At 40.2% G+C, this 15,886-nt stretch carries 11 protein-coding genes; 7 read left to right on the forward strand and 4 right to left on the reverse strand.

The window, feature by feature from the left end:
• Window positions 1–95: 95 nt before the first annotated feature.
• Window positions 96–1,340 carry a glycosyltransferase gene (locus tag ACM0OT_RS11460; RefSeq protein ID WP_414564472.1) on the reverse strand — a complete coding sequence of 415 codons (1,245 nt, stop codon included), beginning with the start codon at window positions 1,338–1,340 and terminating at the stop codon, window positions 96–98.
• A 179-nt stretch (window positions 1,341–1,519) separates the two neighbouring features.
• Between ACM0OT_RS11460 and ACM0OT_RS11465 the strand changes: the two genes are divergently transcribed.
• From ACM0OT_RS11465 to ACM0OT_RS11480, 4 genes are all read left to right on the forward strand, one after another.
• Window positions 1,520–3,118, forward strand: coding sequence for a glycosyltransferase family 39 protein (locus ACM0OT_RS11465; RefSeq protein ID WP_414564473.1), 1,599 nt, complete (start codon window positions 1,520–1,522; stop codon window positions 3,116–3,118).
• A gap of 170 nt (window positions 3,119–3,288) precedes the next feature.
• Window positions 3,289–4,431 carry a 7,8-didemethyl-8-hydroxy-5-deazariboflavin synthase subunit CofH gene (cofH, locus tag ACM0OT_RS11470; protein ID WP_414564612.1) on the forward strand — a complete coding sequence of 381 codons (1,143 nt, stop codon included), beginning with the start codon at window positions 3,289–3,291 and terminating at the stop codon, window positions 4,429–4,431.
• Between the two features lie 90 nt (window positions 4,432–4,521).
• Window positions 4,522–4,920 (forward strand): photosystem II protein Psb27, encoded by a 399-nt coding sequence (gene psb27 / locus ACM0OT_RS11475; protein WP_414564474.1) that lies wholly within the window; start codon window positions 4,522–4,524, stop codon window positions 4,918–4,920.
• 417 nt (window positions 4,921–5,337) lie between these two features.
• The gene (locus tag ACM0OT_RS11480) at window positions 5,338–6,837 is read left to right on the forward strand and encodes a family 10 glycosylhydrolase (RefSeq protein ID WP_414564475.1); all 1,500 of its coding nucleotides are present in this window, start codon (window positions 5,338–5,340) and stop codon (window positions 6,835–6,837) included.
• A gap of 51 nt (window positions 6,838–6,888) precedes the next feature.
• Here ACM0OT_RS11480 and ACM0OT_RS11485 read toward each other — a convergent pair whose 3' ends face one another.
• Window positions 6,889–7,809, reverse strand: coding sequence for an Rpn family recombination-promoting nuclease/putative transposase (locus ACM0OT_RS11485; RefSeq protein WP_414564476.1), 921 nt, complete (start codon window positions 7,807–7,809; stop codon window positions 6,889–6,891).
• 24 nt (window positions 7,810–7,833) lie between these two features.
• Window positions 7,834–10,740 (reverse strand): DNA polymerase I, encoded by a 2,907-nt coding sequence (gene polA, locus ACM0OT_RS11490; RefSeq protein WP_414564477.1) that lies wholly within the window; start codon window positions 10,738–10,740, stop codon window positions 7,834–7,836.
• A gap of 395 nt (window positions 10,741–11,135) precedes the next feature.
• On the opposite strand from polA, the gene ACM0OT_RS11495 reads away from it, so the two are divergent.
• Both ACM0OT_RS11495 and ACM0OT_RS11500 read left to right on the forward strand, forming a co-directional pair.
• A complete protein-coding gene (locus ACM0OT_RS11495) occupies window positions 11,136–11,903 on the forward strand; it encodes a choice-of-anchor E domain-containing protein (RefSeq protein WP_414564478.1) in 768 nt (255 codons plus the stop codon).
• A 230-nt stretch (window positions 11,904–12,133) separates the two neighbouring features.
• A complete protein-coding gene (locus tag ACM0OT_RS11500; protein WP_414564479.1) occupies window positions 12,134–13,015 on the forward strand; it encodes a Cof-type HAD-IIB family hydrolase in 882 nt (293 codons plus the stop codon).
• 298 nt (window positions 13,016–13,313) lie between these two features.
• Here ACM0OT_RS11500 and ACM0OT_RS11505 read toward each other — a convergent pair whose 3' ends face one another.
• A complete protein-coding gene (locus tag ACM0OT_RS11505) occupies window positions 13,314–14,195 on the reverse strand; it encodes a DALR anticodon-binding domain-containing protein (RefSeq protein WP_414564480.1) in 882 nt (293 codons plus the stop codon).
• Between the two features lie 333 nt (window positions 14,196–14,528).
• Here ACM0OT_RS11505 and ACM0OT_RS11510 point away from each other — a divergent pair, with 333 nt between their 5' ends.
• A complete protein-coding gene (locus ACM0OT_RS11510) occupies window positions 14,529–15,248 on the forward strand; it encodes a Crp/Fnr family transcriptional regulator (protein ID WP_198015027.1) in 720 nt (239 codons plus the stop codon).
• Window positions 15,249–15,886: the final 638 nt, after the last annotated feature.

Consider the following 15,886-nt stretch of genomic DNA (forward strand, 5'->3'; position numbering starts at 1 on the left):
GCAGCCCAAGGAATGACTTTCATCGCCATACCAGCAACAAGTCAATTTGTATATATTAGACTCACATTTGTGATTTTAGTTCAATGAAATTGGGGCTATTTCACGTCAGTGATACGCCAACTGAGTTTTAAGTTAACCCAAAAATTCCAGATAGTAGCCACTGCGATCGCAACTAAATTAGCGATGTATCTGTTAGGAATGATAAAATTAAACACCAAATTCAACACCAAGACATTTAATAATAATCCTGCCAGGCAAATTAAGTTAAATTTTCCAAATCGCTTCAGACGTTGATGCCATCCCTGTTGAGTTCTACTAACATCAGCAAACGTCCAAGCATCATTCCATAAGAAATTATTGAAAATGGCAATTTCCCCAGCAATGATTTTACTCCGCGTTAAAGGTAAAGCCAAAGTTGTTGGATCACTAAGCAAATAAAGTATTCCCATATCCACAAACACCCCACTTAGTCCCACCAACCCAAAGCGGAGGAACTTACCAATGGGAAACCCGACTTGTTGATTCACTTTTCCCAATACTCCTCTGGATAAACGCAAGCGCCATAAGTGATGTAAATATTGGACGTATTGTTTCCACGTCACCTTACTTTCTCCCTGTTGGCGTTCACAAAATACATAACCAACTTCAGCAATATCACTCACTTTGCCCCTACCAATAATCTCCAACAGAATTTTATAGCCTACAGGATTAAGTGTGACACCTGCTACGCAAGCACGACGCACCATAAAATAACCACTCATGGGGTCAGAAACTCTCCCTAGTACCCCTGGTAGTAAAATTAATCCTAATACCTGAGCGCCACGAGATAAAAAACGCCTGATAATACTCCAACTACTAACGCCACCTCCTTCTACATGACGGCTAGCTACTGCTAAATCTGCCCCCTGTTCAATTGCTGCCAATAGTTGTGTCAATATTTCGGGTGGATGTTGTAAATCTCCATCAATTACGCCTAAGACAGTACCCCTAGCTACCTGCCATCCCCGAATGACAGCAGAAGACAATCCTCGTTCATCTTGGCGTCGCATCACCCGTAATTGCGGATATTCAACCATCAAAGATTGTGCCACTTCCCAAGTGCGGTCTGGACTGTTATCATCTACCACAATCAATTCATAATGTCCTGGGATAGATTCATTAAGTAACTGGCTCAATATCTTGACAACATTGTAGATATTGGCACTCTCTTGATAAGTGGGAATCACAAGTGAAAAATGGATTACTAAATCATCTGTATCTACTCCTGTGAAAGGCAATTCAGGAACTTGTAATGTACCAGTTGGAACTTTTAACAGTGTCTTGGGTGAGTTGTCATTCATAAAATAAATTGCAAATACTATAAATGATATACAGCAGTCTTAAATCATTAATGAAAACTTCTTTTGCGTCTTCGTGTCCTAGTCTATATGTCTTCACTATTTGTTGAAAAAATGGTTTTTACAACTGCTACATGAGTGATATATTTCAATAATATACATGAAAAACTCCCTGTAATGACATGATAAAATTTTCATCAAATTTAAAATTATTACCACCTCATTGGTTAAGATTTTTAATTGTCATTTTATTAGTCTTAGGAATCTTTTTTCGCTTTGTCAATCTTGACCAAAAAGTCTATTGGCATGATGAGGCTTATACTTCATTACGAATTTCCGGTTCTACAAAAACGGAACTTGTCCAACAAGTCTTTAATGGAACTGTAATTCCTATTGAATCTCTACAAAAATTTCAACGTCCCCGTCCAGGAAAAGGTGTAATCAATACAATCAACTCCTTGGCAGTAGATGATACTCAACATCCACCACTGTATTACGTAATGATCCGATTATGGGTACAAATTTTTGGTAATTCAGTGGCAGCAACGAGAAGTTTGTCAGCCATAATTAGCTTGTTAGCTTTTCCTGGTCTTTATTGGTTGTGCTTAGAATTATTTGAGTCACCGATCACCGCATGGATGTCCATTGCACTATTAGCAGTTTCACCCTTACACGTGTTATACGCTCAAGAAGCTCGACAGTTTAGTTTGTGGATAGTAGCTATCTTGCTTGGGAGTGCTACATTACTGCGAGCAATGCGGCTCGGTAGCAAATGGTTGTGGGGGATTTATGCAGTCACGGTGGTACTAGGACTGTATACATTTTTATTTTCTGGTTTGGTGGCGCTCTCTCACGGTATCTATGTATTTGCCATTGAACGCTTTCGATTTACCAAAACCGTTAGAGCTTATTTGACCGCAACTAGTATTGGGTTTTTAGCTTTTGTACCTTGGATTTTAATAATCATTAATAATTTATTTCAAATTAAACACACAACAGCCAGCGCTCAAGCGAAACAATCTCTAATAGGTTTGGTTTCAGAGTGGATTAGTAATATTAGTAATTTGTTTGCTGATTTTTGGCGCTATGAACCATTTTTTCCAGATTTAAATCTTCCAGTTTTGCGCTGGGGGCGATATTTAATTCCCTTTTTATTAATTTTGGTAGCATATTCATTTTTATTTCTTTATCGGCGAACAGCACCAAAAGTTTGGTTGTTTGTTTTTATATTGAGTGGAGTACCTGCTTTATTTTTAATCCTACCTGATTTAATTATTGGAGGTCAACTAAGTTCGAGAGCAAGATATGTTATTCCATGCTATGTCGGTATTCAGTTAGCAGTTGTCTATTTACTAGCAACACAAATCATTTCTGCTAAATTGATCAACCGCAAAGTTTGGCAATTAGTCATATTAATAGTAATTTCTAGTGGAATTATATCCTGTGTAGTTAGTTCTCAGGCTGAGACATGGTGGAATAAAGGTAGTCATGCTAATCCTCAAATAGCTCGCATAATCAACAAAAGTAACAATCCACTTTTAATTAGCAGTAATCATTCCTTAAATATTGGTGATTTAATGTCTCTCAGTCATCTGCTGAATGCCAATGTAAAAATTTTATTGGTAACTAAGCCAGATCTACCAAATATTCCTGAAAATTTTAGTAATATATTTTTATTGAATATATCTGAAAAAACTCAATCCGCACTGGCAAAAAAATACAAAATATCCATTGTGTACAAAAGAGGGAGGCTGTGGCAGATAGAAGATAAAAATATTTAGGTTATAAGAATATCATATATGAAAAAAATCCCTAGTACTAGACGAGCCGAATCAACATGGTAACGAGTTTTGTAGAATTACAGCGTGTTACCAAACAAAAAAAATCACAGCAGATTAGCTAATTTATTGCGAAAATAAGATATGTAGTTTGTCTATAAGAAACTGTGGCTATTGTAAATGTAAATATTGATAATATTTTGGATCATGCCCTTTTAGGGTATGATATATCTCCCCAAGAGGGAGTGGTATTGTTAAAACAAACTGACCCAGAGGCGATCGCTGCCATTCGCACTACAGCCGATAAACTCCGCTACACCCAAGCAGGTGATACAGTTACCTATGTAATTAACCGTAATATTAACTTTACTAACATCTGTGAACAGCACTGTAGTTTTTGTGCATTCCGCCGGGATGATGGTGATGCTGGTGCTTATTGGTTAGATTGGACGCAAATTGTCGAAAAATCCACAGATGCAGTGCAACGGGGTGCTACAGAAATCTGTATGCAGGGAGGATTAAACCCCCAAGCGCAAATCAACGGCAAATCTTTGCCTTATTACCTCAAATTAGTAGAAATTATTAAACAAGAATTTCCCCAGATACATCTACACGCCTTTTCTCCCCAGGAAATTGAATTTATCGCCAGACTTGATGGTATTACATACGCTCATGTCATTGCTGCTTTGCGGGATGCTGGTGTAGGCTCAATGCCAGGAACAGCAGCTGAAGTATTAGATGATGAAGTGCGGCGCATATTATGTCCAGAGAAGATTAACACAGCAACTTGGCTAGAAATTGTTGGGACAGCGCATCAATTAGGTTTACCCACCACTAGCACCATCTTATCTGGGCACATTGAAACCCCAGAACAACAAATTGGGCACCTAGAAAAATTGCGATCGCTCCAAAAAACTGCCATTAATCAAGAATATCCGGCTCGCATTACCGAGTTTATTGTTTTACCCTTTGTCGGACAAGAAGCACCTAAATCATTACGCCGTCGTGTCGGACGCGATCAGCCAGTCTTAAATGATGCACTGTTACTGACAGCTGTCGCCCGGATTTATTTAGGAAATTGGATACCCAACCATCAACCAAGTTGGGTAAAACTGGGGTTAGCTGGTGCAACTGAAGCCTTATTTTGGGGCTGTAACGACATTGGTGGCACCTTAATGGAGGAGCATATTACCACAATGGCAGGAGCAGTAGGCGGTACTTGTATGGAAATTGCAACTCTGCAAACTGCGATCGCCTCCTTAAGTAGACCCTATCAACAACGGGATACTTTGTATAACTTAATCATTAGTCATTAGTTACTCCCCATCTCCCCACCTAAATTGATCCCCCTGATACCAATCCAGGATACGATAGACGTTGATTTACGTATTATTTACTTAATGCATATGAAGCGCTATTGGTCGCGTCTACTTGCCCTGTTCTTAGTTGTAACCATTGGCTTAACGGGTTGTTCTGGCAGTCGAGATGGTCTCACAGGAGATTATCGCCAAGACACATTAGCTGTAGTTAATATCATGAGAGAAGCTCTAGATTTGTCAGATGATTCACCCAACAAAGCTGTAGTTCAAGCAGAAGCACGGCAGAAAATTAACGATTTTTCAGCTCGCTACCAGAGAGTTAACTCGGTTTCCGGTCTTAGTTCCTTTACAACCATGCGAACAGCACTTAACTCTTTAGCAGGACACTACAGTTCTTACCCAAATCGTCCCGTACCCCAAAAGCTCAAAAATCGTCTAGAGCAGGAGTTAGATAGGGTAGAATCCGCACTGAAACGTGGTGCTTAACTATTGGCTAATTTATTCCCAAGTCTACAAAAGTAGGGGAGAAGAGGAAAGGGGGCAAGGTTCGGACCACAATCCTTCTCCCATCCTTCGGGAAGTTGCTAAGTGCAAAGCAACCCTACGCTAAAGCGTCTACATCCCCCTGATCTCCCCAATATGGTCTTGTTGGCTAAATAAAATTTAAACAACCCAAGTAAAAATTAAATCCCCCACTTAGCAGGCTAGACCTGCTTTTTGTATACATTTTATACATTTTAGATTAAAGCTTTTTTCCAAAAATCAGGCAACAGAAATATAATTTTGGCAGTCTTGAACACATAAGCTGCAAAACTTTTAGTTCGCAACTAGAAAATTTGGTATATGTAGCTGCCAATAAAATTAATTAGGGTTGATCACAGATCTGTGCTTCTACTTTTAGGTATGTCTAACCGCCCCTTGAATCTTACAAGACCAAAGTTATTTTGGCGACGCCTGTTCGCTGCCGCTTTCACCAGTAGTTTATTGATTCCCCACTTTGGCGGCCAACCCGCAAAGGCTCAAGTAACAGAGTATTGCCAATTATCCACAGCAGCAGCGCAAACAAAAGAAGATTTACGTTTGTCAGCGCTAAAAGGCAATCAAGATGCCCAAACCCGCTACCAACAATTGGTGCAACAACAGGCAAAGGAATTACAGGATTGCCGCAATCGTACTTGGCCACAAATTCAAGCGATTTGGTTACGCTTATATCCTTGTGACATTCAGCCAGGAGCGATTGACCAAATTATGGATCGCATCGTCAACCGTGGCTATAATCAAGTTTATGTAGAAGTTTTCTCCGATGGTCAAGTATTATTACCAGCAGTCAATAATCCTACGGTTTGGCCATCAGTAATTCGGACTCCAGGCGCTGAAAATATTGATTTACTATCTATTGCCATTCAAAAAGGACGGCAACGTGGTTTAAAAGTTTATGCTTGGATGTTTACTAATAACTTCGGCTATACTTACGCTCAACGTCGGGATAGAGAAGAAGCGATCGCCCGTAATGGTCAAGGACAAACTAGCTTATATCTTCCAGATAATAGTTCCCAACTATATATAGATCCTTATCACCCACAGGCAAAACGTGACTACTATCAATTGGTACAAGAAGTAGTACGCCGTCGTCCTGATGGAGTGTTATTTGATTATGTACGCTATCCACGACAGCCAGGAAGTAATTCCATTGCCACCAAAGTTTCAGATTTATGGCTGTTTAGTAAAGCCACTCAAGAAGCTTTATTTCGACGGGCACAAAATTACAAAGGGTTGGAATTAATTCGGCGATTTCTGGGGAAAGGATATGTCACCGCCGGAGATATAGCTGAAATAGATAAATTGCATCCCCAAGAAGGCGAACCAATGTGGCAAGGTCGAGTTCTCCAACCAGAACAAAAATCACTTTTGTCTGCAACTGACAGACAACCAATATTGCAAACACAATTGTGGCAACTCGCAGTAGCCCACGCTATGCAAGGTATTCTAGACTTTGTAGCTTTAGCTAGTTACCCAGCACAACAACAAGGTATTCCCTCTGGAGCAGTATTTTTCCCTGATGGTAACCAAGCCGTTGGACAAGGTTATGATTCCCGCTTACAACCTTGGGATAGATTTCCTAGTTCCTTAGAATGGCATCCCATGTCTTATGCAACTTGCGGTACGGCTAATTGCATTGTGCAGCAAGTACAAAAAGTTTTGAATTCTGCACAACCAGGTACAAAAGTAATCCCTGCATTAGCTGGCTCTTGGGGAAAATCAGTCAGTAATCGTCCATCCTTAGAAGCCCAAATGCAAGCACTACGCCAATTTGCTCCCCAAATAACGGGAGTGAGTCATTTTGCATATTCGTGGCAATACCCTGAACATGATAGCGATCGCAAATTCTGTCGTGTGCGGTAAAAGTAGAGAAACAGGAAGTTTAGGGGAAGATTTTTTCTTCCTCTGAATAGTTCAAGTTGTTGCTGAAACTTGTTGCAACCAAGCTTCTAAATCTTCTACTGAGGAAAAATCCAGCAGCGCCACTGCTAAATCTTCCAACTGAGTCAGCGATAACCCCTGAACTCGTTCTTCTAACTCAGGAGTCAGCGTACCCACCCGTCGAGGAAGTAGACGCAGAACTAAGGATAGTGTTGCTTGTTGCTTTCCTTGTTCAATCCCTTCTTCCATCCAACTTGTAACTATTTGCATAACTACCTCCTGTTCTTTAGGTTCTATCCTAGTAATATCATTTTGTAACAGTATTTGCTCTTGTGGACTTAGGCGTAAATAGGTGTCAATGAAACCAGAAATCAAACGCATCCGTGCTGGATCTAATCGTAATGTTGCCAACAGCCGCAAACATTCAAATTTGACTTGACGGCGTTCTGCTGGTGCAATTTTCATTTTTGCCATTAATGCAGTAGCTACTGGATTTTTTTGGCGCAGAAAATCTCGCCAATTTAGTTGATTTAATTGGATGACATCATAGTTGAACTGTAAAATAACTTTATGAGGAAATGCTATTTGATGTACATTGCTTTCTGGCGTTTGTGGAGAATCGTAAGATAATATAACCACTGGATAAATAGGTATGTCGAATTTTTCATACAAACGGGAGAAGTAGCGAAACATCCGCTTATCAAAGTTGGGTTGCTTATAAGATTGGTTTTCTACGTGAATCACAAAGCAAGACTCTTGTCCTAGAAATTTAACTTTGACAATTAAGTCAGCTTCGTGACGTTCCCCAGCCGTGACATCAGTGAAAACTTCCTTATCTAAAAACTGTATAAAATCTCGTTCCAGATAACTTAGTACTTCGGGTAAGAATAATTCTAGGAACTCCACAAAAAATGTAGTCAGGAGTTCCTTAAATAAACGGTCATGATCGATCATATAGTCATCTAAATTTAGTTAGAATTATTTTGTTTCCATCCAATTATTACCAGCACGCACATCCACAATTAACGGCACACTTAAAGAAACAGCATCTTCCATCACTGATTTAATTTGTGGTTGTAATTCTTCCCATTCTGGGGGAGGAACTTCAAACACCAATTCATCGTGAACTTGCAATAAAAGACGTGCTTGATACTTGGGCAAAATATTATGTAGTCGCACCATCGCAATTTTGATAATATCGGCGCTGGAACCTTGAATTGGCGCATTAGCAGCAGAACGTAGTAAACCTGCATCATAAGCACCCAGATTTTTCAATTTAGTCAAGTCAATATCTTCAAGATTGCTGCCGTGTAATTTGCGTAGACTATTATTGGTAAACTCAACATAACGACGACGACCAAGAATCGTTTCCACATAACCTTGAGCGATCGCTTGTTTTTTTACTCCTTCCAAATATGCAAAAATTTTGGGGTAACGTTCGTTAAAGCGCTTAATAAACTCGTTAGCAATTCCTTTATCTATCCCCGTTGAACGAGAAAATTTCAGCGAACCCATGCCATAAATTACACCAAAATTAATAGTCTTAGCTAATCTGCGTTCATCTGAGGTAATATCTTCTTTTTCAAAAATTAACCGCGCCGTGACTGTGTGAATATCTTCATTTTGCTGATATGCTTGCACCAAAACTGGCTCTTGACTTAAATGAGCCAAAATTCTTAACTCTATTTGTGAGTAATCAGCCGCCACCATTAACCATCCTGTTTCTGGTAAAAATGCCTTGCGAATTTGGCGACTAAAAGCTGTGCGAATAGGGATATTTTGCAAGTTGGGATTGGATGAAGATAACCTACCAGTTGATGTTGCTGTTTGATTAAAATTAGTATGTACGCGTTGAGTATCTGGACGTACTAAGGCTGGTAGTGCATCTACATAAGTAGACTTTAATTTAGATAAAGTGCGGTATTCAATGATGGCATCAACAAACCCAGTTTGATCAACTTCTTGGAGTCTTTCTAAAGTCGCTGCATCTGTAGAATAACCTGTTTGAATTTTTCGGGAATAGTTGGTGCTTAAACCCAATTTTTCAAATAAAATTTGACTTAATTGTTTAGGAGAACCCAAATTAAATTTTTCTCCAGCTATTTCTGTGGCTGTCTCTTCTAATTTGGCTAAATCTATCTCTAACTGCTGTGAAAGTTCCCGCAGATAAGGTGAATCAATGGAAACACCTGTATATTCCATCTCAGCTAAAACTGCTTCTAGGGGTTGTTCTACTTCTAGTAATAATTTGTGCAAGGCTGGAACTTTATTTAGTTCCTCCCGTAATTGCGCTACAAGTTGATAGGTAGCGTAAACTTGCAAACAACAATAATTAGCTACATGATTAACATTTATATCCGCAATAGTTTGACCTTTGGGGACTAAATCTGGATAATTTTGCAAAGTTATTCCCAAGGATCGCAGCGCTAAATCAGTTAAGTTGTGGCTAGTATCTGGATTGAGAATATAACTAGCTAGCATAGTATCAAATACAACACCTGCCAATTTAATTCCTTGACAACGGAAAACTAAGCGGTCAAATTTGCTGTTTTGAAAGGTTTTTGGATAATTAGTACTTTCTAGAATGGGCTTTAGTGCTGCTAAAACTACATCTTGACTAAGATTTTCCCCTGTTTTGTGAGCTAAGGGAATATATGCTGATTCGTCTGGTTTGGTTCCCCAACAGCAGCCAATTCCTACTAGTACAGCATCCCGTGGTTCTAAATCACTAGTTTCTGTATCCCAAGCGACGGGAGTTTCTGGGTTAGTAAATGTTTTCAGTACCTCCACCAATTCAGTAAGTTTGGCTTCGGTGTTAATGATTATTGGTTGAATTGGTGAAGCAGATACCTGGGGAACTGCTGCTGTATCAGCTGCACTGAAAAACCACACATCATCATCTTCATCATCACTGGGTGCTGTTGTGGCTTCTAAAACTTCACCGCCAAATCGTTCCTGAAGTTGGTTAACTTTGCCTAAAAAAGTTTTAAATTCTAACTTTTCTAAAATTGGGATGAGAAAGCTGGTATCAAACCCTGTTAATTTGCAATCTTCTAAATTAACTTCTAAAGGTACATCTATAACTATGCTGGCCAAATAACGAGATTTTTGAGCATCTTCTTGACCTGTTGCCAGTTTTTTATGAGTTGCACCGGGAATTTTATCTAGTGCGGCATAAATTTTTTCCAGAGAACCGTAGGTATTAAGTAGCTGGACTGCTGTTTTTTCCCCAATACCCTTGACGCCGGGAATATTATCTGATTTATCCCCACAGAGGGCTTTAAAATCGACTATCTGTGTAGGTAATACGCCTAATTTTTCTTTAACTTCTGCTGTGCTAAACTCAGTGATGCTATTTGTAGAGCGCTTTAATGCATCAGGACTAAAATTTAAAACAGTAATTTCTTTTTCCGGGTCGATGAGTTGAAATAAATCGCGATCGCCTGTGAGAATTTTCACTTTATATCCTGCGGCGGTTGCTTTTTGTGCTATTGTTCCCAACACATCATCGGCTTCATAACCAGGTGCGGTGAAGATTGGCAAATTCAACCCTGTCAGCAACTCCTGGAGATTTTTTAAATCAGGTACAAAGTCTTCTGGTGTACCTGGACGATCTGCTTTATAAGTATCGTCGGCTTCGTGGCGAAAAGTTGGTAAGCCTAAATCAAATGCGATCGCCATTGCTTGTGGCTGTTGTGTGGCTATGACTTCCAGTAAGCACTTGAGAAAGCCAAAACATACACTGGTAGGAATTCCCGACTTTGTACGCAGTCCACCATCACGTCCTTTAGCAAAAGCGAAGTATGAACGAAAAGCCAGAGAGTGTCCGTCTACAAGGATGAACGTCGGACGTGTTGTGTTTACAGAATCAGAAGTTAGAGACATAGCCTTATTTTAGCTGTAGCATACCGATATCATTGGCAAGTAACGAGAATCCTCATATCTACTAGATACAGGCATTCTGAGACTGGCAATTTTCCTTAATCCAGCGATATGTATAAAAAATATCATACTTGTAGAGTTAATACGTGAGTCTAGTTAAACTAGGTTTTCAGTAAATTGGCAAGATATCTCAATTTCCCTAAAAACTTGGATAAATCAACAAAAAATAGAAGTAAATTTTAGTGATTAACTATCAATATTATAGCCTTTTGGATCAACAAAACTTTATATCAAAGCTCTCGAAAGTATAGTTTTCGAACTAAGTTTCTTATGGAAGCTTTACATAAAATTACGTATATTTATCAAGCCAATCAGACCAATATCAGAGTTAGAAATAGATGAGTAATCATGCAATCGTTCGTTTGAAAAACTCATTTCCCATGACAACAAAACTACTCAACTCTCTAGCCGCCGCTACAACCTTAGCAGGTGTTTTAGCAACAGCTGGTGCAGCTAATGCAGCTTCCCTTAGCTACAGCAAAAGTGCTTCTGTAGCTATGCAAGAAACAGATATCATCAACGCACCTCTAAGCGTGCAAAAGTTTGATTCATCTCTTGGTAATCTCACAAGTGTGATCTTAAATTTCTCCACTAATGTGACTGGAGATGCAGGATTTGAAAATAGAGGTAATGGTCAAGCTAATGTAACAGTTAATTTAGGTGCCAATATTACATTAGGCACAGATAATGGCTTGGATTTAACTGGTATCAGTCCATTATCACCAAGTGTTTCTCAATTCTACACAGTTAGTGGCTTTGATGGTGTAAATGATTTTAATGGTACCTCTGGAAAGTCTATTACTGGACTAGTAGCATCAGATTCCTCTAGCAAGACTTTTACTGATGCTAACGACTTAGCAAAATTCATCGGTGCTGGTAATCTGAACTTTTTATTCAATGCTACCGCTAACTCCAATGTTACAGGCTCTGGTAACATGGCTAGTTTTATCAACACTCTTGCTGGTGCTAATCTCTCTGTTACATACAACTACGACACAGCTCAGGCAGTTCCTGAACCTACTGCTGTCCTTGGCTTAGGTTTATTTGCAGGGATTGGTCTTTTGTCACAACGCAAGAAAAGCTGGCTGAAGATTTCCAATTCCTAGACCTTCCTCAATGGGTGGACTGTTTCCCATCTTTTTGCATAGTGACGACATTTAATTTATAGACAGGTGTTAGTTTTGGTGTAATCAACGATCATACTTGCAAAAATAAATTTTACAAACCCGGATACTGATCTGGGTTTTTTTGTTGTGATGATGAAACCAAATAAATTGCTAAGTGAACAGAATTTGTTAATCTCAATACTGGGAGTTTAGACCTGGATGGGGAATTTATGCACCAAGCATCTGCCTCTGAGTTGGCATCCATTGATCATCAAGTCGCAACTGCAAAAGAGATTAAATTACTGGTATTAGATATAGATGGCACGATTTCTGGAGAGTCTAACACTTTGAGCGAACCTGTAAAGCAAGCGATCGCCGCAGTACAAGCCAAAGGAATTCCAGTGGCCATCGCTACTGGTCGCATGTATTGTTCAGCTTTACGCTTCCATCAGGAAATTAGCTCTGTTTTACCATTGATGGCTTATCAGGGCGCTTGGATTCAAGACCCAGGTACTCAAAAAATGCATCGACATTTAGCAGTTTCACGGGAAATTGCTAGGCAATTACTAGACTATTTTGAACAACCGCAGCTGCGATCGCTCTTATCTGTCCACTTTTACATCAATGACCAGCTTTATGTGCGTGAGTTAACCCCAGAAACTCAAACTTATGCCGCACGTTCTGGAATTACACCAATTCCTGTGGGCGATTTGCGCCAAGTCTTGACGAATGAACCGACAAAAGTCCTAGCTTTATGCCACGACACAAAAGTGATCCAAGATTTATTGGGAAATTTACGTCGTCAATATACACCCGCTGAACTCTATCTGACAACATCTGTGGCTACCTTCTTTGAAGCAACTAATGCTTTTGTCAATAAAGGCACTGCTGTACGTTACTTAGCAGAAGAACTATTAGGCTTACAAAGCAGCAATGTGATGACCATTGGTGATAATTTCAACGATTTGGAAATGCTAGAATACGCTGGCATCGGTGTAGCTATGGGTAATGCACCAGATGGCGTGCAGGCGATTGCTCAATGGATAGCTCCTACTGTAGAGGAAAACGGAGCTGCTGCTGCCATCGAAAAATTTTTACTGTCGTCAGGGTGATGTTTGATACTTGCCCTGTATGAAATTTATGAAATCAGAAGGGACACCGACGACTGGCCGTGTTTCGTCTCGGTGCCCTTGCTGGTTCGCTCCTCACACACCTGATAATATAGCCGAGGTGATTACATGAGTCAATAGTTACTACAAAAGTTTTGATTTTTTCTCAGAGACACTACTGTCTTTTGGGACATTTCTTCAGCACCAAATTGGTCGGCATTCTTTTTTAGGAAGCTCTAGTTAAATCAGAAATATTTGGGGTAACTTTTTTGGAGAGTCAGCAAGGGCAGACACCAGCAAATCATAACTCCAGAGGAGCAAAAATCCCCAATTTATTTACCAGCAAAAACTTCAACACAGACTGAGTAGCCATAACCAATCCCAACCTGGCTTGAGCCAGGTTGGGAGAAGAAATTTTGACATTTCCCCAAATGCGACACCTACACCAAAAAACTTCAAAAGCCTGACTTAAATCTAGTGCTGCTTTCTCCCAATTCACAGAACTATCTACATGAGGGAACTCTAAGTTATCTACAACTTTTACTAACTCCGCAATTAGATGATTCTCAGCTGGATGACTGAGACGCATTTGGTAATTATGGTTGAGCCAAGGTATCTGTTCTTGGGAGTTTTCGCCAGTATCGGCCAGTAGATTTTTTATATTTTTTAATTGAATTAATCCTTCTCGGTGAGCTAGTAGCACTAATGAGCAGCAGCGTGCATGGGTATATTGAACAGCAAATAATCGCTCAGAATTGTCAAGCGCAATTTTTCTTGTTGCTATTTCCGCTATTTGCCACTGATCCCCAGATGGGGACTCAACTTCCTCTTCGTTCCCTAAACTCTTAATGGCAATACTTTGTAACCAAGCTGCTAACAATAGGGGCTTTAATTCTACATAAATTGAACCAGGGGGAACAATTTGCACGCTGAAAACTTCGCCACAGGTTGCTAACAAGTGAGACGTGATACCACTCGCTATCTCCATTGGTGTTCGATTATGAGATTTTGATAGCTTGAGGGCTATATCTGAGATATACAAAACTCGATTATTATCTCTACCTTTATATAGAGGAATTTTTTGCTCATCTATGCATGAGTTCTGATGGTTAGAAGTATAAATACTGAGCGATTGGCTTAAATAGCTATGTATTAGCTGCTTAGTTGCTGTATATTTACTCACTAGTAGCCTTTTATGCAGAGATTATGATCCTCAAGCAGGATTTCATGATTATTTATCTATTTCCTTCATCTATCTGAAGATGGATGTCTAATTTAGATAAAGAAAAATGAGAGTAGGATAAAATTTGATGAATATTCGATGAATAGTAAGTAAACTTTACTACCATCATTGTACAGTAGGAAGTATAACAAAAGAGTAGAGTGTAAATTCAACGCTTTCTACTCTTTGTATGGCTGGCGCTGTTAGGCGTTAAGCCTACCCTGCCAACACAAAGACACTCCTTGCACCTTTTTATGATCGTCTTTGTCTTCAGCCGAACGCTCTTTGTTACCTATGCAATCTCCATCCTCCTTTTCTGAGGCATCACGGCCTTTCCTGACTTGGCAACGGATTCTTGACTGGGCTCAAGAACACTACCGCTGCCGCACCTTTAGCAAAGATGAACGCATTCCAGCCCGACCTGGTTTGCTGTATTTGGTGCAAAGGGGCGCAATCCGCATGGTAGGAACCGCACAAGTTAGTGCTACTGCCAGTCAGCTCACGTCTCGAAGAATTAACAGAACCCCAGAAGAAGCTTTCTTGGGTTTTGTTGGCGCGGGACAACCGTTTGAAATTGTTGCTCAGTCACCATTCACGCTCCAAGCATACGCCCACGTTGACCAAACTGCGGTGCTGTGGATGTACTGGCACGACTTAGACAATTGGCCTCACTTCCGCCGTGAAGTCATGGATGCCTTTAGGTATCAGCACCAGCGCAAACTGTTGTGGCTGAGTGCCTTGGGACAACGCCGCACCATTGACCGACTCTTAGGATTTCTCACATTGTTGATTGAGGAATATGGAGAGCCAGCTATGAGCGAGACTGATCCTGATGTAATTCGTGGCTATTGTCTGCCCTTTCCCCTCACCCATGCCCAAATTGGTAGCGCGATTGGTTCAACTCGTGTTACCGTTACTCGCTTGATGGGTAAGTTGCGCCAACGCGGCTTAATTCTCACCCAAGGGGATAATCTCATTTGCTTACCAGCAGAGTCGATTAATCGAGTCAGCTAAAGCGAAGTTTAGATTTTTGACGAGAAGCCCCAGTAAGCTAACGTCAGCAACACCACCTTACTGCTAGGCTTGACCAATCTGTTTGACCACCACAAACAGATGGCTCTTCACCGGGTAATTTACTGAGTCCAAAAATCTTAATGTTCAATTTGTTCCGTTTACCAGGGCATTTAAAAGGGAGAAGAAATGGTCTGGTAGGGAACATGAGAGAACAGTCTATTGCCCTTGTATCCGCCCCAACGGCAAGGGCCAATAGAATATTGAGGAAGCACTTTTGGGGCATAAGCGTATTAGATGTCAGCAGGACTATCAGCTAATTGTCTAAAGGCTGGGGTGGTCGTGGAAATCGATTATAGGGGAGACCTAAAAGTTGACCACCCACAATGCCTGAGACTCATTTGTTACTCATAATTCGCAATCAGTAAACTGATGCGAATAAATCCAACTATGTTAAGTAATGTAAAAAAATGAACTAGGCTTGTAGTGACAAGTAGCGTGGAACCGCAATGGCTCCCCATGAATGCGCTAGCTCGCCATAAGCCTTTAATTAGAGCTTGCAGAATAAACAAAAAACCTAGACAAATCAAGAGATTTGGGGTGATAAAAGAAAATAAAGTGCAAGAGAAAAGGATAAAATA

The sequence above is a fragment of the Anabaena sp. CCY 9613 genome (genome assembly GCF_963920895.1).
Classification (GTDB): domain Bacteria; phylum Cyanobacteriota; class Cyanobacteriia; order Cyanobacteriales; family Nostocaceae; genus Cyanocohniella.